Raw genomic sequence first — 17913 nt, 5'->3', positions numbered from 1 at the left:
CGGTCACGACACGTCGACCTCGTAGAAGCAGAGGTGGTCCTTGATCTCCGCCACGTCCGGCTTCGGATCCGGATAGGCCCACACGAGGTCGGGCGCGTCCGGCAGCGACCAGTAGGTCGCGGTGCCCTTGAAGGGGCAGACGGTGTGCGTGTCGGAGGGGGTGAGCAGCTCGAGACGGACGTCCTCGGCGGGGATGTAGTACCGCACCGGGCAGCCCGTCTCGCGCAGCACGAGGGGACGGTCGGTCTCCGCGAGCACCTGGCCGCCGTGCACCACGCGCACGTGCCGCTCGCCCTTCTCGATGGTGATCGTGTGTCCTCGGGTCATGCAGGGACAGCGTCCGCGGGCCCGTAGTTCTTCCCCCGTACGGTGGGGGACATGAACATCTGTGTCTTCCTCTCCGCCGCCGACCTCGACGAGCGCTACACACGTCCCGCGCGCGTGTTCGCCGAACTGCTCGGCAAGGGCGGTCACACCCTGGTGTGGGGCGGCTCCAATGTCGGACTGATGAAGGTCGTCGCCGACGGCGTGCACGAGGCGGGTGGCAGGCTGCTGGGCGTCTCCGTGGAGTTCCTGGCGAACAAGGCGCGGCCCGGCGCGGACGAGATGATCATCGCCGCCGACCTCGCCGAACGTAAGAAACTGCTCCTGGACAAGGCCGATGCCGTGGTGATCATGGTGGGCGGCACCGGGACGCTGGACGAGGCCACCGAGATCCTGGAGCTGAAGAAGCACGGCCGGACCGACAAGCCGGTGGTGCTGCTGAACACGGCCGGCTTCTACGACGGCCTCGAGGAGCAGTTCCGCCGCATGGAGGAGGAGGGCTTCCTGCCCCGCCCGCTGTCCGAGCTGGTGTTCTTCGCCGAGGACCCGGCCGCGGCACTGGCCTACCTGGAGGAGTCGCGAGGCACCCGGTGATGCGAGCATGGCGGGCATGGCTACTCATGTGATCACCGGAGCCGGTTCCGGCATCGGCGCGGCCGTCGCCCGCCGGCTGCACGCGCGCGGGGACGAACTCGTCCTGCACGCGCGCGACGCGGGCCGAGCGAAGGAGCTGGCCGCCGAGTTCCCCGGGGCGCGCACCCTGGTGGGCGACCTCGCCGACCCCGACAAGCTCTCCTGGGCCTTCTCCCACCAGACGCTGCCGGACCGGGTCGACTCGCTCCTCCACATCGCCGGTGTCGTGGACCTCGGCGAGGTCGGCGAGCTGACCCCCAAGTCCTGGCGCCACCAGCTCAACGTCAACCTGATCGCCCCCGCCGAGCTGACCCGCCACTTCCTGGCACAGCTCCGCACCGCCCGCGGCCATGTGATCTTCGTCAACTCCGGCGCCGGACTCAACGCCCACGCCGGCTGGTCCGCCTACGCCGCCTCCAAGCACGGCCTGAAGGCCCTGGCCGACTCCCTGCGCCAGGAGGAGCACGGCAACGGCGTCCGCGTCACCTCCGTCTACCCCGGCCGCACCGCGAGTCCCATGCAGGCCAAGGTCCACCAGCAGGAGGGCAAGGAGTACGAGCCGGGCCGGTGGCTCGACCCCGAGTCGGTGGCGACGACGATCCTCATGGCCCTGGATCTGCCGCGGGACGCCGAGGTCAACGACCTGACGGTGCGGCCGGGACGGTGACCGGGCGGTGCGGTGGGGCCGGCCCTGCCGTACCGCCGAGCCGGGGCGCGCGCGGGTGGGCGAGGCCGGGGGTTCAGGGGGCGGAGCACCCTGGTGCGGGGTACGGCATACCCTGCCGGGGTGAGTGAAAACAGCGAGTTCGGGTTCGCGGGAGCCACTGGCGTCGGATCCATGCCCGGTGGGGACGCCCGGGAGGCCGCCAGGACCGTCACCGGCAGCTTCGAGGACTTTCCGTTCCTGGCCGAGCTGCCCGCGCGGGGGCCGGGCGCCGACATGATCGGCCGGACCGCGGGGATGCTGGTCGAGCTGTACGCGCGCGTCGAGCCCAGCGGCTGGCGGATCGGCGACCGGCCGGGCCGGGACACCAGGCGGGCCAGGTCCTGGCTGGGAGAGGACCTCGACGCCCTGGAGGAGTTCACCCAGGGGTACGAGGGCGACCTCAAGGTGCAGGCGGTCGGGCCGTGGACGCTGGCCGCCGCACTGGAGCTGAGGAACGGCGAGTCCGCCCTGTCGGATCCCGGCGCCTGCCGCGACCTGGCCGCCTCGCTCGGCGAGGGCCTGCGCCGGCACCTCGACGAGGTGCGCAGCCGCGTCCCGGGCGCCCGGCTCGTGCTGCAGCTCGACGAGCCCTCGCTCACCGCCGTGCTCCGCGGGCAGGTGAAGACCGCCAGCGGCTACCGCACGCACCGCGCCGTGGACCGGCAGGTGGTCGAGGGCACGCTCCGGGACGTCATCGGGGTGCACGGCGGCGGACCCGTCGTGGTCCACTCCTGCGCGCCCGACGTGCCGTTCGCCCTGCTGCGCCGGGCGGGCGCGGCCGCCGTCTCCTTCGACTTCTCGCTCCTCACCGAGCGTGACGACGACGCCCTCGGTGAGGCCGTGGAAGGCGGGACCCGGCTGTTCGCAGGTGTCGTGCCGGGCACGGACGGCCCATTGTCGGACCCTGCCGGTAGCGTCATGGGTGTCAGGACGCTGTGGCGCAGGCTGGGGCTGCGTCCCGGGCTGCTCGCGGAGGCGGTCACGGTCACTCCGGCGTGCGGTCTCGCGGGCGCTTCCCCCGCCTACGCGCGCCAGGTGCTCGCCCACTGCGTCCGGGCGGCGAGATCCCTCGCTGACAACCCAGAGTAACGGGAGGACAACACGGTGGCCGGCGACAAGCAAGCGGAGACGACGGCGGTGCCCGCCGAGGCCCGCGAGAAGCACGCCCAGCTCGCGGAGCAGGTCGAGGAGCACCGCTTCCGGTACTACGTGAAGGACGCTCCCGTCATCAGCGACGCGGAGTTCGACAAGCTCCTGAAGACCCTGGAGGCGTTGGAGGCGGAGTACCCGGAGCTGCGCACTCCGGACTCGCCCACCCAGAAGGTCGCGGGGTCGTACGCGACGGAGTTCACCGCGGTCGAGCACCGCCAGCGGATGCTCTCCCTCGACAACACCTTCAACGACGACGAGCTCGCCGCCTGGGCCGACCGCATCGCCCGGGAACTGGGCGACCAGGAGTACCACTTCCTGTGCGAGCTGAAGGTCGACGGCCTCGCGGTCAACCTCACCTACGAACACGGCCGCCTCACGCGCGCGGCGACCCGGGGCGACGGCCGCACCGGAGAGGACATCACCCCGAACGTCCGTACGATCACGGAGATCCCGGACCGCCTCAAGGGCGACGACGTCCCCGATCTGGTGGAGATCCGTGGCGAGGTCTACTTCCCGATGGAGAGGTTCCTCGAGCTCAACGAACGTCTGGTCGCGGCCGGTGACAAGCCCTTCGCCAACCCCCGTAACGCAGCCGCCGGTTCACTGCGCCAGAAGGACCCGCGGGTCACCGCCACCCGCCCGCTGCACATGGTCGTCCACGGCATCGGCGCCCTGGAGGGCTTCACGGGCATGAACCGCCTCTCCCAGGCCTACGACCTGCTGAAGACCTGGGGCCTGCCCACCTCCCGGCACAACCGGGTGGTCGACGACCTCGACGGCGTCCGCGCGTTCATCGCCCACTACGGCGAGAACCGCCACTCCGTGGAGCACGAGATCGACGGCGTCGTCGTCAAGCTCGACGAGATCCGCCTCCAGGGCCGCCTCGGCTCCACCGCGCGCGCCCCGCGCTGGGCGATCGCCTACAAGTACGCGCCGGAAGAGGTCAACACCAAGCTCATCGACATCAAAGTGGGCGTCGGCCGCACCGGCCGTGTCACCCCGTACGCCCAGGTCGAGCCGGTCACCGTCGCGGGCAGCGAGGTCGAGTTCGCCACCCTGCACAACCAGGAGGTCGTCAAGGCGAAGGGCGTCCTCATCGGCGACACCGTGGTGATCCGCAAGGCCGGTGACGTCATCCCGGAGATCCTCGGCCCGGTGGTCGACCTGCGCGACGGCGGCGAGCGGGAGTTCGTGATGCCGAGCGAGTGCCCCGAGTGCGGGACGCCGCTGCGGCCCATGAAGGAGGGCGACATCGACCTCCGCTGCCCCAACGCGCGTACCTGCCCTGCCCAGTTGCGCGAGCGCGTCTCCTACCTCGCGGGCCGCGAGTGCCTGGACATCGAGCACTTCGGCCAGGTGGCCGCCGCCGCGCTCACCCGCCCGCTGGAGCCGGCCGATCCGCCGCTGGTGGACGAGGGCGACCTGTTCGACCTGACGGTGGAGAAGCTGCTGCCCATCAAGGCCCACGTCCTCGACCCGGACAGCGGCCTGCCCAAGCGGGACCCCAAGACGGGCGAGGAGAAAGTCGTCACGGTCTTCGCCAACCAGAAGGGCGAGCCGAAGAAGAACACGCTCGCGCTGCTGGAGAACATCGAGGCGGCGAAGTCCCGTCCGCTGGCCCGCTTCCTGAACGGGCTCTCCATTCGGCACGTCGGCCCGGTCGCGGCGCAGGCCCTCGCGCGCGAGTTCCGTTCCATCGACCGCATCGAACAGGCCACCGAGGAGGAGCTGGCCTCCACGAACGGCGTCGGCCCCATCATCGCCGCCGCCCTCAAGGAGTGGTTCGCCGAGGAGTGGCACCGCGAGATCGTCCGCAAGTGGAAGGCCGCCGGAGTCCCGCTGGAGGACCAGTCGTCGGGAGAGGACGAGGGGCCGCGCCCGCTGGAGGGGCTCACCGTCGTCGTCACCGGCACCCTGGAGCACTTCACCCGGGACGGCGCCAAGGAGGCGCTGCAGAGCCGCGGTGCGAAGGTGACCGGTTCGGTTTCGAAGAAGACCTCGTTCGTTGTTGTGGGTGACAATCCGGGATCAAAGTACGACAAGGCCATGCAGCTCAAGGTTCCTGTTCTGAACGAGGACGGTTTCGGCGTCCTTTTGGAGCAGGGGCCCGACGCGGCGGCCGAAGTCGCGCTTCCGACCGGGGAGTAGCGGTTGAAGGCCACCCGTTCGGCGCATATCAGTTGCATACGGGTGGCCCGGGCGCATTCGGGCGACCGTCGACGACCGCTGCCCGAGGGAGCCTTCCGCGTCCTACTGTTGAGGTGTGCGCCTGCCGTGCCCAGCTGCGGTTGGGGCATCCCCCTGTCCGCGGAGGGCACGGGGAAGGTTTCTTCAACGCGGAGCCGCTGATGGTTGTCGGGCATCGGACCGCGTGGCGTGGGCACCGCCGGCTGTGAGAGGGACGGGAATGGAACCGACCGAGAGCGCCGCCCCTGACTCATGGCTGCGCCTGCGCCGCCGTGCGGTCGCGTGGCGGGGGAGCCGGTGGACCGGGCGGGGCGCCGAGCGCACGGGAAGCCGGGCGCGCCCGGCCGGACCGGGCGCCACCCCCGAGGCCCACTCGCCGGTCCCCCTGACCATCGAGCCCGTGCCCGCGCTGCCCGGCGCCGACCCCGAACGGCGCCTGTCCTGGCCCGCGCTGCCCGCGGCCGTGGTGGCCGCCGCCGGGTTCGCCCTGGGCGCGGGCTTCTACCGCGCCTTCACCGGCAACCACGCACTCTTCCCGTGCGGCACGCTCGGCTGGTCGCTGGCCGTGCTCACCGGCGTCATCGTCGGCCACCTCGTGATGCTCGGCCGGGCCCGCTGGTGGGGCGGCACGGGGTCCGGCGCGGCCCTGACCCTCGCCGTCCTGCTGCTGTACGGCTGGGTGCCCGCCGGGATGGTCAGCCTCACCGTCGTCGTCCTGGTCGGCATAGCCAGGCGGCACCGCTGGCGGCAGGGTGTGCTGCGCGGTGCCGTGGACATCCTCGGGATCAGCGCCGGCGCCCTGGTGCTCGGCGCCTTCGGACGCGTCCCGACCGTCGAGGCGCCCTGGCGGCCCGACAGCTGGGGCGTCACCACCGTGCCCGAGGTGGTGCTCGTCGCGGCGGCCTACCTCGCCGTCAGCCGCGGCCTGCTGTGGTACCTGCACGCCCCGCGCGGTGGCGGACTGCCCACCGTCGCCCGCACCGCCCTGGTCCGGCAGGGCCTGGTCGCCGTCGCGCTGCTCGGCATAGCGCCGCTGGTGTGCGTGGTCGCCGACGCCCAGCCGATCCTGCTCCCGCTGTTCGCCATCCCGCTGGTCGCCCTCGACTCCACGCTGTGGATGGCCCGCGCCCGCGCCGAGGAGCAGCTGCGCGACCCGCTGACCGGACTGCCCAACCGGCAGTGGCTGCTGGACCGGACATGGACCGCCCTCGACGACGCCGAGCGGATCGGCGCACGCGCCGCCCTCATGCTGATCGACCTCGACCGTTTTCGGTCGGTGAACGACACCCTCGGTCATCTCGCCGGTGACCGGCTGCTGCTGCAGATAGCCGACCGGCTGCGGGTCGCCCTGCCGCGCGGCGCGGAGGCCGCCCGGCTCGGCGGCGACGAGTTCGCCGTCTTACTGCCCGTCGCCGACTCCACCACGTCGGCCACGCGGGTCGCCCGCGGCCTCGTCGCCGCCCTCAGCTCCCCGCTCGACCTCGACGGGCTCACCCTGGTCCTGGAGGCCAGCGCGGGCGTCGCGGTCTTCCCGGATCACGCGATGGACGCCGAGGGGCTGCTGCGGCGGGCCGATGTGGCGATGTACCAGGCGAAGCGGGACCGTACGGGCGTCGAGGTCTACGAGTCCAAGCGGGACTCCAACACCCCGGACCGGCTGGGCCTGCTGGGCGATCTGCGCCGGGCGCTGGACGCGCACGAGGTGCAGCTGCACTACCAGCCGAAGGTCCGCTTCGACGGACAGGTCGCCGGACTCGAGGCGCTGGTGCGGTGGGTGCATCCGGAGCGCGGGAAGGTGCCGCCGGACGAGTTCATAGCGATCGCCGAGTCCTCGGGTCTGATGCCCCATCTGACGGAGTACGTGCTGGAGACCGCGCTCGCGCAGGTCGCGCGGTGGCGGGCGCAGGGGCTGCGGGTCCCGGTGGCCGTGAACGTCTCCCCGCGCGACGTCCACACACCCGGCTTCGCGGGCTCCGTCGCCGCGCGCCTGGCCCGGCACGGAGTACCCGCGGGTGCGCTCCAGCTGGAGATAACCGAGCACGTGCTCCTCGAGGACCCGCAGCGGGCCGCCGACACCCTCGCCGGGCTCACCGGGCACGGCGTGAAGATGTCCCTGGACGACTTCGGGACCGGATACTCCTCGCTGGTGCATCTGCGCCGGCTGCCGGTGAGCGAGCTGAAGATCGACCGGTCCTTCGTGGCCCGGCTGGCGGTGGACAACGAGGACGCGGAGATCGTGCGGTGCACGGTCGACCTGGCGCACTCGCTGGGACTGCTGGTCGTCGCCGAGGGCGTGGAGGACGACGAGACCTGGGAACGGCTGCGGGACCTGGGCTGTGACGCGGTGCAGGGGTGGCTGGTCGCCGCGGCGATGCCGCCCGAGGAGACGACGGCGTGGCTGCGGGCGCGCGGCTCCCGCGGCTGGCAGCGACCGCGCGCCGCGCTGCCGGCCGCCGAGTGACCCGTCCCGTCCGCCCACCCGGTGCCGTGTTCCGGGAGGTTTCCGAAAGGGCGCTCGCCGTCGGCGGCCGCCGGCCGTCGACTCCCCGCGAAGTGCCCGATCAGCAGCGCCAAGCGCCTCTCTTGCCCCTCTACCGGCAGCCGTCCGCTGTTCGGCGAGCTGCCGCTGGTGGTCGGAGCCGATCGCGGCCGAGAGCGACGGTCCGGGCCTGCTGACGGAGACGTTCTGGGCCGGGTTGCACGGCCTGGCGACGCTGGCGAGAAGCGCTCGGACTCGGTCGGCCCGATCATCAGCGTGCCGGCCACCGGGAAGGACATGGTCGGCGCGGGGAAGCCGTAGTCGATCAGACGCTTGGCCACGTCGTCCACGCTCACGCCGGTCGCCCTGGTCAGCGGGCGCAGGTCGATGATGCGCCTCCCACAGCGGCGCCGGTGCCTGTGCCGTCGCGAACGGCAGGTCCGCCAGGCGGGTGAACATCGCGTCGTACAGGGCGGCCCTGCGCCGCGCGAAGGACGTGTACCTCTCCGCCACCGCCGCCAGTGACTCCCGCGCGCCCCGCGCCGCCGAGCGTGCCGCCCGCAGCTCCGCGGCCAGGTCCGCGAAGCCCTGCACCGCGACCGCGGCCATGATCGCGTTTTTGCCCTTGAAGTGGCTGTGGAGGACCGGCCGGCTGTACGCGATCCCGGCGGCCGGCCGGCGCGTGGTGACCGCGGCCCAGCCCTCCGCCTCGGTCAGTTCCCGTGCGGCCGTAACGATCAGCCGCTCGCGTTCCGCTCGTTCGCGCTCCCGGCGTGCCTGGACCGGCATGAGCCATGATTCTAGCGTCGCTAGAATTTCTGCCGACGCTCTGCTTGCTTCGCTCTTGTCCCCGGAAAGCCTTCTGGAGGTGCAGGACCTGTACGACAACCACTTCCTGCGCAGCCCCGCCTGGGACGCTCGCCGGTGACGACCTCGCCGGTGACCGGGGAAACCGTTTCACGGGCACCCGACCCGGCCCCATAGGATTGGGACGATTAGCCCCAGCCCGAACACACACTCACCCCAGAGGATCGCTGCATGCCTGGCATCACGCGCGAGGAGGTCGCCCACCTCGCCCGGCTGGCGCGTCTGGAGCTGAAGCCCGAAGAACTCGACCACTTCGCAGGCCAGCTGGACGACATCATCGGCGCGGTCGCCCGCGTCAGTGAGGTCGCCGACCAAGACGTACCGCCGACCTCGCATCCGCTGCCGCTGACGAACGTCATGCGGCCGGACGAGGTCCGTCCCTCGCTCACCCCCGCGCAGGCGCTCTCCGGCGCCCCGGCCCAGGAGCAGCAGCGTTTCAAGGTGCCGCAGATCCTGGGGGAGGACTGACCATGACGGACATCATCAAGCTCACGGCAGCCGAGACCGCCGAGAAGATCGCCTCAGGCGAGCTGACGGCCGTCGAGGTGACCGAGGCCCACCTCGCCCGCATCGAGGCCGTGGACGAGAAGGTCCACGCCTTCCTGCACGTCGACCGCGAGGGCGCGCTCGCCCAGGCGCGTGCCGTGGACGAGAAGCGGGCCCGCGGCGAGAAGCTCGGCCCGCTGGCCGGCGTCCCGCTCGCGCTCAAGGACATCTTCACCACCGAGGGCGTACCCACGACCGTCGGCTCGAAGATCCTCGAGGGCTGGATCCCGCCGTACGACGCGACGCTCACCAAGCGGCTGAAGGCCGCCGACGTGGTCATCCTCGGCAAGACCAACATGGACGAGTTCGCCATGGGGTCCTCCACCGAGAACAGCGCCTACGGCCCGACGGGCAACCCCTGGGACCTCACCAAGATCCCCGGTGGATCGGGTGGCGGTTCCTCCGCCGCGCTCGCCTCCTTCCAGGCACCCCTCGCCATCGGCACCGACACGGGCGGCTCCATCCGCCAGCCGGCCGCCGTCACCGGCACGGTCGGCGTGAAGCCGACCTACGGCGCGGTCTCCCGCTTCGGCATGGTGGCGTTCTCGTCCTCCCTCGACCAGGGCGGCCCCTGCGCCCGTACGGTCCTGGACGCGGCCCTCCTGCACGAGGTCATCGCCGGGCACGACCCGCTCGACTCCACCTCCATCGACGCTCCCGTCCCGCCGGTGGTCGAGGCCGCGCGCAACGGCAGCGTCGAGGGCATGCGGGTCGGCGTGGTCAAGCAGTTCCGCGGCGAGGGCTACCAGGCCGGTGTGCTGCAGCGCTTCGACGAGTCGGTCGCCCTGCTCAAGGAGTTGGGCGCCGAGATCGTCGAGCTGGACTGCCCGTCCTTCGACCTCGCGCTGTCGGCGTACTACCTGATCGCCCCCTCCGAGTGCTCCTCCAACCTCGCCCGCTTCGACGGCCTGCGCTACGGCCTGCGGGTCGGCGACGACGGCACGCACTCCGCCGAGGAGGTCACCTCCCTCACCCGGGAGGCGGGCTTCGGCCCCGAGGTCAAGCGCCGCATCATGCTCGGCACGTACGCCCTGTCGAGCGGCTACTACGACGCCTACTACGGCTCCGCGCAGAAGGTCCGCACGCTCATCACGCGCGAGTTCGAGAAGGCCTTCGAGCAGGTCGACGTGATCGTCTCCCCGACGACCCCGACCACCGCCTTCGCGATCGGCGAGCGCGCCGACGACCCGATGGCGATGTACCTGGCCGACCTGTGCACCATCCCCACCAACCTGGCGGGCAACGCGGCCATGTCCCTGCCCTGCGGTCTCGCCCCTGAGGACAACCTCCCGGTGGGCCTGCAGATCATCGCCCCGGCGCTGAAGGACGACCGCCTTTACCGGGTGGGTGCCGCCGTCGAGGCCGCCTTCGTGGAAAGGTGGGGGCACCCGCTGCTCGAGGAGGCTCCGTCGCTGTGAGTGCACTGAACAAGGCCAAGGGCTTCAAGAAGTCGAAGTCCGGCACGTACCTGTCGATGGCCGGGACCGCGTTCGGCGCGCTCGGTGTGGCCAAGCAGATCAAGAAGGCGCGCGCCGAGCACGACACACTGCGGCTGATCGACGCCACCGTGTCCGCCGTCGCCATCGTCACCGGCCTCGCCATCCTCTACCGCGAGCTGAAGCGGCTGGGCGACGACGACGTCCTGCTGGGCTGAGAGGGAAGTTTTCACCGTGACCACCACGACCGACCTGGTGTCGTACGAGGACGCGCTGGCGTCGTACGACCCCGTCATGGGCCTCGAGGTCCATGTCGAACTCGGCACCAGGACCAAGATGTTCTGCGGCTGTTCGACGGCGCTCGGCGCCGATCCGAACAGCCAGACCTGCCCCGTCTGCCTCGGCCTGCCCGGCGCGCTCCCGGTCGTGAACGCGACCGGCGTCGAGTCCGCGATCAAGATCGGTCTCGCGCTGAACTGCGAGATCGCCGAGTGGTGCCGCTTCGCCCGGAAGAACTACTTCTATCCGGACATGCCGAAGAACTTCCAGACCTCCCAGTACGACGAGCCGATCGCCTTCAACGGCTACCTCGACGTGCAGCTGGAGGACGGCGAGACCTTCCGCGTGGAGATCGAGCGCGCCCACATGGAGGAGGACACCGGCAAGTCGACGCACGTCGGCGGCGCCACCGGCCGTATCCACGGCGCGTCCCACTCCCTGCTGGACTACAACCGCGCGGGCATCCCGCTCATCGAGATCGTCACCAAGCCCATCGTCGGCGCCGGCGAGCGCGCCCCCGAGGTGGCGAAGGCGTACGTCCGTGAGCTGCGGGAACTGATCCGTGCCCTCGGCGTGTCCGAGGCCCGCATGGAGATGGGCCAGATGCGCTGCGACGTGAACCTGTCGCTCATGCCCAAGGGCAGCGAGAAGTTCGGCACGCGCAGCGAGACGAAGAACGTCAACTCGCTGCGTTCCGTGGAGCGGGCGGCCCGCTTCGAGATCCAGCGGCACGCGGCCGTGCTCTCCGGCGGCGGCACGATCATCCAGGAGACCCGCCACTTCCACGAGGACACCGGGTCCACGACCTCGGGCCGCGTGAAGGAGGAGGCCGAGGACTACCGGTACTTCCCGGAGCCCGACCTCGTGCCGGTCGCCCCCTCGCGCGAGTGGGTCGAGGAGATCCGCGCCGCCCTGCCCGAGATGCCGCTGGCCCGCCGTACCCGCCTTCTCGCCGAGTGGGGCATCTCGGCCACCGACATGCAGGCGATCCTCAACGCCGGTGCGCTGGACCCGATCGTCGCCACGATCGACGCCGGTGCCGACCCGGCCTCCGCCCGCAAGTGGTGGATGGGCGAACTGGCGCGCAGCGCCAACGAGTCGGGCAAGACGCTGGACGAGCTGGCGATCACGCCGGAGCAGGTCGCCCGGGTCACCGAGCTGGTCGCGAAGGGTGATCTGAACGACAAGCTGGCCCGCCAGGTCATCGAGGGCGTCCTCGCGGGCGAGGGCACCCCGGACGAGGTCGTCGACAAGCGCGGTCTGAAGGTCGTCTCCGACGACTCGGCGCTCGGCACGGCCGTCGACGAGGCCATCGCCGGCAACCCGGGCATCGCGGACAAGATCCGTGGTGGCAAGGTGGCCGCGGCCGGCGCTCTGGTCGGCGCCGTCATGAAGGCGACCCGGGGTCAGGCCGACGCGGCCCGCGTCAAGGAGCTGATCCTGGAGAAGCTGGGTGTGAGCGAGGGCTGAGCTCCGCTCCGGTACGGCCCCGCAGGCACGTCCTTCGGGGCCGTACCCCTACCCGCGGCGCCCCACGACCCGGGCGAACCCCAGGACGCGGCCCTCGCCGGCCCGCAGCAGCTCCACCGAGTCGCGCCATCCCGGTCATGAACTCGCTCGGGCTCTCCTCGACGCACACCTCGCTCCACAGCAGCCAGTCGCGCCGGCCGTCCTCCAGCCAGTCGGCCGTCTCGACGGTCCCAGCCCCCGTGCGCGTCGCCCCGCACCAGGTTTCCCGGCCGGAGGCGCTACGCTCGCCCGCCATGAGTGGACGCACCGACTCCGACACCGAACCCGCCATAGCCGAGACGGAGGACCCGGCGGATCACGTCTCGGACGCCCGCCGGGCCCGCTGGACCGCCACCGGCACCGGGGTGTTGCTGTGTCTGGCCGGCCTGGCCGCTTCGCTGCTGCGCCTCACCGGCTCCGCCCCCGCCCTCGTGCCCGCCGCCTACGCCCTCGGCGCCGCCGTGTGCGCCCTCGCCGCGGTCCTCGGGTACCGCGGCCGTACCCGCAGGGCTCTGTGGCTGCTGGTCGTCGGCACGATGGTCATGGCCATCGGAGACCAGTTCGACTGAAGGAGCCTTGCCGGGACGGCAGAGTTCACCGGACCGTCCTGTGACGTCCCTGGGCGGCTGCCCGGCCGGCTGGAGCGCCGGCTGCCCGCGCATCGGCGTCGAGCCGCCCGAGTACCTGGCCGCCCGAGTGCCGGGCCGCCCATGAGAGGCTCGGCGGGGTCCCGGTGGAGGAACTGCGAGAGGAGCGGCAGCGCGATGCACGCGGTATCCCTGGGTGACGGCGGCGCCGAACTGCGGCCCCTGGAGGTCTGGCACGCGGAGGAACTGCTCGCCGACATCGACCGGGGACGGGAGTTCATCGGCCGGCACATCGGTCTGCCGGACGTGGTGACCGACCTGGACGGCGCCCGCGCCTGGATACGGTCGTACGCGGACAAGCGCGCCGCCGACGCGGGCGGTGTGCACGGAATCCGGCCCGACGGGAAGCCGGCCGGCGGTCTGCTGTTCCGGGTCTGGGACACCGCGAGCGGGGTCTGCGAGGCCGGCTGATGGCTGGAGCCCGCAGCGGCCGGGCGCGGGCTCGTCACGCGCGGCATGCGGGTGCTGCTGGACTGGGCGTTCGAGGAGCGCGGGATGCACCGGGTGGAGTGGCACGCCTCCTGCGCGAACGAGGGCAGCCTCAACGTGGCGCGGCGCCTTTGCATGACCCGCGAGGGCCGTGCTCCGGGAGAACTACCCGCACCGGGGCGTGCGCACGGACACCGAGATCTGGTCGGTGCCGGCCGCGGAGTGGCGCACGGCACGCGCGCACGCAGCGCTCACAACGATCATTAAGAGACCTCTCAGACAGCGTCCGTACGGTGCCGGGCATGGCAACGAAGACAGTGGACGTGACGAAGACCGACGACGAGCAGGCACCGGAGGAGGAGGTGGCGGCCGCGGCCGCCGAAGCGGAGACCGAGACCGGGACCGAGGCCGAGGGCGCGGAACCGGCCGAGGAGCGCGAGGGGTCCGGGGCACCCGTGGCGAAGGCGCCGTCCGGGGTCGGTCAGGGGGCGGCCGCCGTCGTCTCCGCGGCACTGGGCGTGGTCTCGCTCAGCGGCGGCTGGATCGGCACGGTCGCCGCCGCCCGCGAGACCCTCGTCGGGCAGCTCCGGACCTCCTCCGGCGCGAGCGTCGCCAAACAGATCAAGGAGGTCTACGGCGATGCCTGGCACGCCACCGCCCTGTGGGCCGGCCTGTTCGCGCTGACCGCGCTGATCACCGGCGTGGCCGTGCTCGCCCGGCCCGCGTTCGGCGCCCCTGGCCGCCCGCAGGCCGTCTGGATCAAGTCGGTCGCCTGGGCGGGTGTCGCGCTCGGCGCCATCGGCCTGCTCCTGGCCGTCCTGACGTACTCGGACGCGCTGCTCGCCCTGCCCTCCACCGGCTGAGAAACCGCAGGTCCCCCGGGGGCCTTAGGGATTCCGTGAGTACCTTACGGAGCCCCTGAGGCCCCTTACGCGTGTCCGGGGGCCGCCGGCCGTCCGAAGATGCGGAACTCTCCCGATGTGGCGCACCCCCCTGGGAGACGAAGGTGGAGGCATCGCAGGAAGCGAAGCACGAAACCACCTCTCCGAAGGACACGTCATGTACGAGCTTGAACTCCACCGGATGCGTTCCGCCGAACTGCGCCGCGATGCCGCACGGAAACGCCTGGCCCGCGAGGTCGCCCGCTCCCGCCGCGCCGCCCGCCGCGAGGAGGCCGCCCTGCACAGCACCTCGGGTGCCGAGCCCCATACCGACCGCCCCCGCCGGTACCGGCTCCCGCGCACCGCGTGAGCGCCGGGCCCGTGGAGGGCGGCCGCACGGGGGTCGGCCGCCCTCCGGCCCGGGGTCGTACGACTCTCTCCGAGGGGCGTACGACCCTGTCGCCTGTTGGTACGACCATCGCACCGGCCCTGTGGAAAACAGGTGCCCCGCGGTCCGGGCCTCGTGCGATGCTCGGGACCGTGGAGACCAGGTCAGTCAGTCCCGTGTTCGTCGGCCGCACCGGCGAGTTGGACACCTTGAACGACGCGCTCGCCCGTGCCGCCGCGGGAGAGCCGCAGGCGCTGCTGCTCGGCGGAGAGGCGGGGGTCGGCAAGACCCGCCTCGTCGAGGAGTTCGCCACGGCGGCCTGCCGCCGGGCCTCCGTCGTCGCCGTGGGCGGCTGTGTGGAGATCGGTGCCGACGGGCTGCCCTTCGCGCCCTTCTCCACCGCGCTGCGCGCCCTGCGCGACGCCCTGCCCGAGGAGTTCGCCGCCGCCGTCGCCGGACAGGAGGAGGAACTCGGCCGGCTGCTGCCCGAACTCGGGGAAGCCACCTCCAGCCGCCACGACGAGCAGGGCACCGCCCGCCTGTTCGAACTCACCGCCCGGCTGCTGGAGCGGGTGGCCGTCGAGCACACGGTCGTGCTCGTCCTGGAGGACCTGCACTGGGCCGACGCCTCCACCCGGCACCTCCTCGCCTACCTCTTCCGCACCCTGCGCACCGGCCGCCTCCTCGTCCTGGCCACCTACCGCGCCGACGACATCCACCGCCGCCACCCGCTGCGCCCCCTGCTCGCCGAACTCGACCGGCTGCGCACCGTCCGCCGCCTCGAACTCGCCCGCTTCACCCGCGAGGAGGTCGCCCGCCAGATCGCCGGCATCCTCGCCACCGAACCCGACCCCGCCCAGGTCGACGAGATCTTCGAACGCTCCGACGGCAACGCCTTCTTCGTCGAGGAACTCGCCGTCGCCGCCTGCGAGGGCTGCCGCACCGGCCTCACCGACTCCCTGCGCGACCTGCTCCTGGTCCGGGTCGAGGCGCTGCCCGAGAGCGCCCAGCGGGTCGCCCGGATCGTCGCCGAGGGCGGTTGCACCGTGGAGCACCGGCTGATCGCCGCCGTCGCCCGGCTCGCCGAGGACGATCTCATCGAGGCACTGCGGGCCGCCGTGGGCGCCAACATCCTCACCGCGGCCCCGGACGGCGACGGCTACCGCTTCCGGCACGCCCTGGTCCGCGAGGCCGTCGCCGACGACCTGCTGCCCGGCGAACGCTCCCGCCTCAACCGCCGCTACGCCGAGGCCCTCGAGGCCGACCCCACGCTCGTCCCCGCCGACGAACGCGTGATGCGCCTGGCCAGCTACTGGTACCACGCGCATGACCCAGCCCGGGCCCTGCCCGCAGTCCTGGACGCCTCCGTGGTGGCCCGCCGCAGACACGCCCGCACCGAGCAACTACGGCTCCTGGAACGGGCGATGGAGCTGTGGGACACCGTTCCCGAGGAGATCCGCGCCGCCCTGCGCCCGGTCGACTACACCGACGTCTACCCTCCCTCACCGCCCGACGGGCGTGCGGGGACCCCCAGCGGCCACGACCCGGCGGCCACCCCGCTGCGCTACCTCGACCTGATGGCGGAGGCGGCGGTCGCGGGCCGCTTCGGCGGGGAACGCGAACGCGCCCTGAAGATCATCAAGCGGGCCCTGCAGCTGCTGGAGGACGAGCCGGACCCCCTGCGCGCGGCCTGGTTCTGGGTGCAGCGCTCCCGCCTCGTGCAGGCCCTGGCCCGCGGCGACGGATGGCAGGAACTGGCCACCGCGCAGGATCTGGTGCGCGGCCTGCCGCCGTCGGAGGTGCATGCCGAGGTGCTGGCGGAAGCCGCCGGCTGGTCCATGCTGCACCGGCCCGGACCCGAGGCCTTCGCGGCCGCCGAGCGGGCCGTGGAGTACGCGCGCATGGTGGGGGCCCGCGAGATCGAGCTCCACGCCCGCCTCACCCTCGGCGGCCTCATGGTCGACGCAGGCGACATCGAGGCCGGGCTCGCGGAGATGTCCCTCGTCAAGGAGGACGCGCTCCGGGAAGGCATGCGGGGCGTGGCCGGCCGGGCCTTCGTGAACCTGCCGTCCGCACTGCAGGCGGTCGGCCGCTCCCGGGAGGCCGTGCCCCTGCTGCGCGAGGGAACGGCCTTCACCCGACGGTTCGGGCTGCGGGACGCCGAGGCCTGGGTGTGGGGCAACCTCTCCGACTCGCTGTACTCGCTCGGCCAGTGGACCGAGGCCGCCGACGCCGCCGTGAACGCGCTTCGCACGGGAAACAACGCCAAGCCCCAGGGCTCGGGCGCCCTGCGCCTCGCCCATCTCGCACTCGCCCGGGGCGACCTCGCCGAAGCGAGCCGTCACCTGGCCACCGCCGGCGCCCGCTACGGATCCCACGACCCCATGCCCCAGCAGTCCCTGCGCATGGCCCGCGTCACCATCGGGGTCGCCGCCGAAGAGGGCCGCATCCTCGACGCCCGTGCCGAACTGCTCACCGCCCTGGAGGCCGGTTTCCCGCCCGGCACCCACCGCTACGCCTGGCCCCTGCTGCTGGCCGCCGCCACCGCCGAGGCCGACGCCCGGACCCGGCCCGCTGCCGCGGCGGGCCGCGCCGAAGTCCTCGACCGCCTGCGCGAGACCAGCGGAAAGCTCACCACCGGCGCGCCCCTGTGGCAGGCCCACGACCGGTGGATCCACGCCGAACTGTTCCGTGCCGAAGGCCGGGACACCGCCGAGGTCTGGTCCCCGGTGGTCGCCGCCTTCGAGTGCCTGGACCGCCCCTACGACCTCGCACGCGTCCGGTACCGCCTCGCCCAGGCCCTGCTCACCCAGGGCGGCGAACACGAGCGCGACCGTGCCCTGGAACTGCTGAGGCTGGCCGGAGCGGTCGCCGAGCATCTCGGCGCCCGCCCGCTCGCCGGCGCGGTCGCCCGGCTCGCCCAGCGCGCCCGCCTCGCCCTCGCCGGCTCCCCGCGGCCGGCGCTCACCCCGGCCGACCCGGCGCAGGCCCTCGGCCTCACCAGCCGGGAGCGGGACGTCCTGCGCCTGGTGTCGGCCGGCCGCACCAACCGTCAGATAGCCGAGGAACTCTTCATCTCACCGAAGACGGCAAGCGTCCACGTCTCGAACATCCTGTCCAAGCTCGGCGTCTCGGGCCGGGGCGAGGCGGCGGCGGTGGCGCATCGGCTGGGGTTGTTCCCGGCGGACACGCTCGCCGCCCCTACGGCGGGCTGACCCGTACGCTGGAGGAAACCGGCAGGGGGGAGCAGCCGTGTTCAACGCCTTCGAGGAACTGTTCGCGCCCAGCCGCAAGCACACCCATGACGAACAGAACCGTCTGGAACTGACCCGGGAGGACGTCGGAGACAGCGATCCCGCCCGCGGGCCGATAGACCTGGCCTCGGGGAAGGTCGTCGTGCGCCGGCCCGAGCAGCCGTCCGCCGAAGCGGATCCGGGCGAGGAGTGAGCC

At 72.4% G+C, this 17913-nt stretch carries 15 protein-coding genes and 4 pseudogenes; 15 read left to right on the top strand and 4 right to left on the bottom strand.

What is annotated here, in order from left to right:
* Positions 1-3: 3 nt before the first annotated feature.
* Positions 4-327, bottom strand: a complete 324-nt coding sequence (locus tag ACFZDC_RS21405; RefSeq protein ID WP_391325981.1) for a DUF427 domain-containing protein — start codon at positions 325-327, stop codon at positions 4-6.
* 51 nt (positions 328-378) lie between these two features.
* On the opposite strand from ACFZDC_RS21405, the gene ACFZDC_RS21400 reads away from it, so the two are divergent.
* The 5 genes from ACFZDC_RS21400 to ACFZDC_RS21380 all read left to right on the top strand — a co-directional run bounded on the left by ACFZDC_RS21400 (position 379) and on the right by ACFZDC_RS21380 (position 7463).
* The gene (locus tag ACFZDC_RS21400) at positions 379-918 is read left to right on the top strand and encodes a TIGR00730 family Rossman fold protein (protein ID WP_391325980.1); all 540 of its coding nucleotides are present in this window, start codon (positions 379-381) and stop codon (positions 916-918) included.
* Between the two features lie 7 nt (positions 919-925).
* Entirely contained in the window at positions 926-1624 is a 699-nt protein-coding gene (locus ACFZDC_RS21395; protein WP_391325978.1) for an SDR family oxidoreductase, read from the top strand.
* A 120-nt stretch (positions 1625-1744) separates the two neighbouring features.
* Positions 1745-2752 (top strand): methionine synthase, encoded by a 1008-nt coding sequence (locus ACFZDC_RS21390; protein ID WP_391325976.1) that lies wholly within the window; start codon positions 1745-1747, stop codon positions 2750-2752.
* Between the two features lie 15 nt (positions 2753-2767).
* Entirely contained in the window at positions 2768-4963 is a 2196-nt protein-coding gene (gene ligA, locus ACFZDC_RS21385; protein ID WP_391325974.1) for an NAD-dependent DNA ligase LigA, read from the top strand.
* Between the two features lie 259 nt (positions 4964-5222).
* A complete protein-coding gene (locus ACFZDC_RS21380; protein ID WP_391325972.1) occupies positions 5223-7463 on the top strand; it encodes an EAL domain-containing protein in 2241 nt (746 codons plus the stop codon).
* 269 nt (positions 7464-7732) lie between these two features.
* Here ACFZDC_RS21380 and ACFZDC_RS21375 read toward each other — a convergent pair.
* Both ACFZDC_RS21375 and ACFZDC_RS21370 read right to left on the bottom strand, forming a co-directional pair.
* Positions 7733-7873, bottom strand: a pseudogene (locus ACFZDC_RS21375) (hypothetical protein); the annotation flags it as partial.
* A gap of 265 nt (positions 7874-8138) precedes the next feature.
* A pseudogene (locus ACFZDC_RS21370) lies at positions 8139-8270 on the bottom strand (TetR family transcriptional regulator); the annotation flags it as partial.
* A gap of 249 nt (positions 8271-8519) precedes the next feature.
* Here ACFZDC_RS21370 and gatC point away from each other — a divergent pair.
* Genes gatC through gatB form a run of 4 tightly spaced genes read left to right on the top strand, consistent with a single transcriptional unit; the run spans position 8520 to position 12079 of the window.
* Positions 8520-8816, top strand: a complete 297-nt coding sequence (gene gatC, locus ACFZDC_RS21365; protein WP_042167914.1) for an Asp-tRNA(Asn)/Glu-tRNA(Gln) amidotransferase subunit GatC — start codon at positions 8520-8522, stop codon at positions 8814-8816.
* Between the two features lie 2 nt (positions 8817-8818).
* A complete protein-coding gene (gene gatA / locus ACFZDC_RS21360) occupies positions 8819-10312 on the top strand; it encodes an Asp-tRNA(Asn)/Glu-tRNA(Gln) amidotransferase subunit GatA (RefSeq protein ID WP_391325969.1) in 1494 nt (497 codons plus the stop codon).
* A complete protein-coding gene (locus ACFZDC_RS21355) occupies positions 10309-10548 on the top strand; it encodes a hypothetical protein (protein WP_073889792.1) in 240 nt (79 codons plus the stop codon). The genes gatA and ACFZDC_RS21355 overlap by 4 nt, the downstream gene beginning before the upstream one ends.
* Positions 10549-10564: 16 nt before the next feature.
* Positions 10565-12079: an Asp-tRNA(Asn)/Glu-tRNA(Gln) amidotransferase subunit GatB gene (gatB, locus tag ACFZDC_RS21350; protein WP_391325967.1), complete on the top strand. Its 1515-nt coding sequence runs from the start codon at positions 10565-10567 to the stop codon at positions 12077-12079.
* A gap of 48 nt (positions 12080-12127) precedes the next feature.
* Here the strand turns inward: gatB and ACFZDC_RS21345 are convergent.
* Positions 12128-12326, bottom strand: a pseudogene (locus ACFZDC_RS21345) (SAM-dependent methyltransferase); the annotation flags it as partial.
* 46 nt (positions 12327-12372) lie between these two features.
* Here ACFZDC_RS21345 and ACFZDC_RS21340 point away from each other — a divergent pair.
* The 6 genes and pseudogenes from ACFZDC_RS21340 (at position 12373) to ACFZDC_RS21315 (ending at position 17910) form a co-directional block, all read left to right on the top strand.
* Positions 12373-12687 carry a hypothetical protein gene (locus tag ACFZDC_RS21340; protein ID WP_391325965.1) on the top strand — a complete coding sequence of 105 codons (315 nt, stop codon included), beginning with the start codon at positions 12373-12375 and terminating at the stop codon, positions 12685-12687.
* Positions 12688-12882: 195 nt separating this feature from the next.
* Positions 12883-13432 (top strand): annotated as a pseudogene (locus ACFZDC_RS21335) (GNAT family N-acetyltransferase); the annotation flags it as partial.
* A 64-nt stretch (positions 13433-13496) separates the two neighbouring features.
* The gene (locus tag ACFZDC_RS21330) at positions 13497-14057 is read left to right on the top strand and encodes a hypothetical protein (protein WP_391325963.1); all 561 of its coding nucleotides are present in this window, start codon (positions 13497-13499) and stop codon (positions 14055-14057) included.
* Positions 14058-14253: 196 nt separating this feature from the next.
* A complete protein-coding gene (locus ACFZDC_RS21325; protein ID WP_391325961.1) occupies positions 14254-14445 on the top strand; it encodes a hypothetical protein in 192 nt (63 codons plus the stop codon).
* A gap of 158 nt (positions 14446-14603) precedes the next feature.
* A complete protein-coding gene (locus ACFZDC_RS21320; protein WP_391325959.1) occupies positions 14604-17678 on the top strand; it encodes an AAA family ATPase in 3075 nt (1024 codons plus the stop codon).
* Between the two features lie 37 nt (positions 17679-17715).
* The gene (locus tag ACFZDC_RS21315; protein WP_391325957.1) at positions 17716-17910 is read left to right on the top strand and encodes a DUF6191 domain-containing protein; all 195 of its coding nucleotides are present in this window, start codon (positions 17716-17718) and stop codon (positions 17908-17910) included.
* Positions 17911-17913: the final 3 nt, after the last annotated feature.

Source organism: Streptomyces sp. NPDC007905, from assembly GCF_042959345.1.
GTDB lineage: Bacteria > Actinomycetota > Actinomycetes > Streptomycetales > Streptomycetaceae > Streptomyces.
This window is presented reverse-complemented; position numbering and strand designations above follow the sequence as displayed.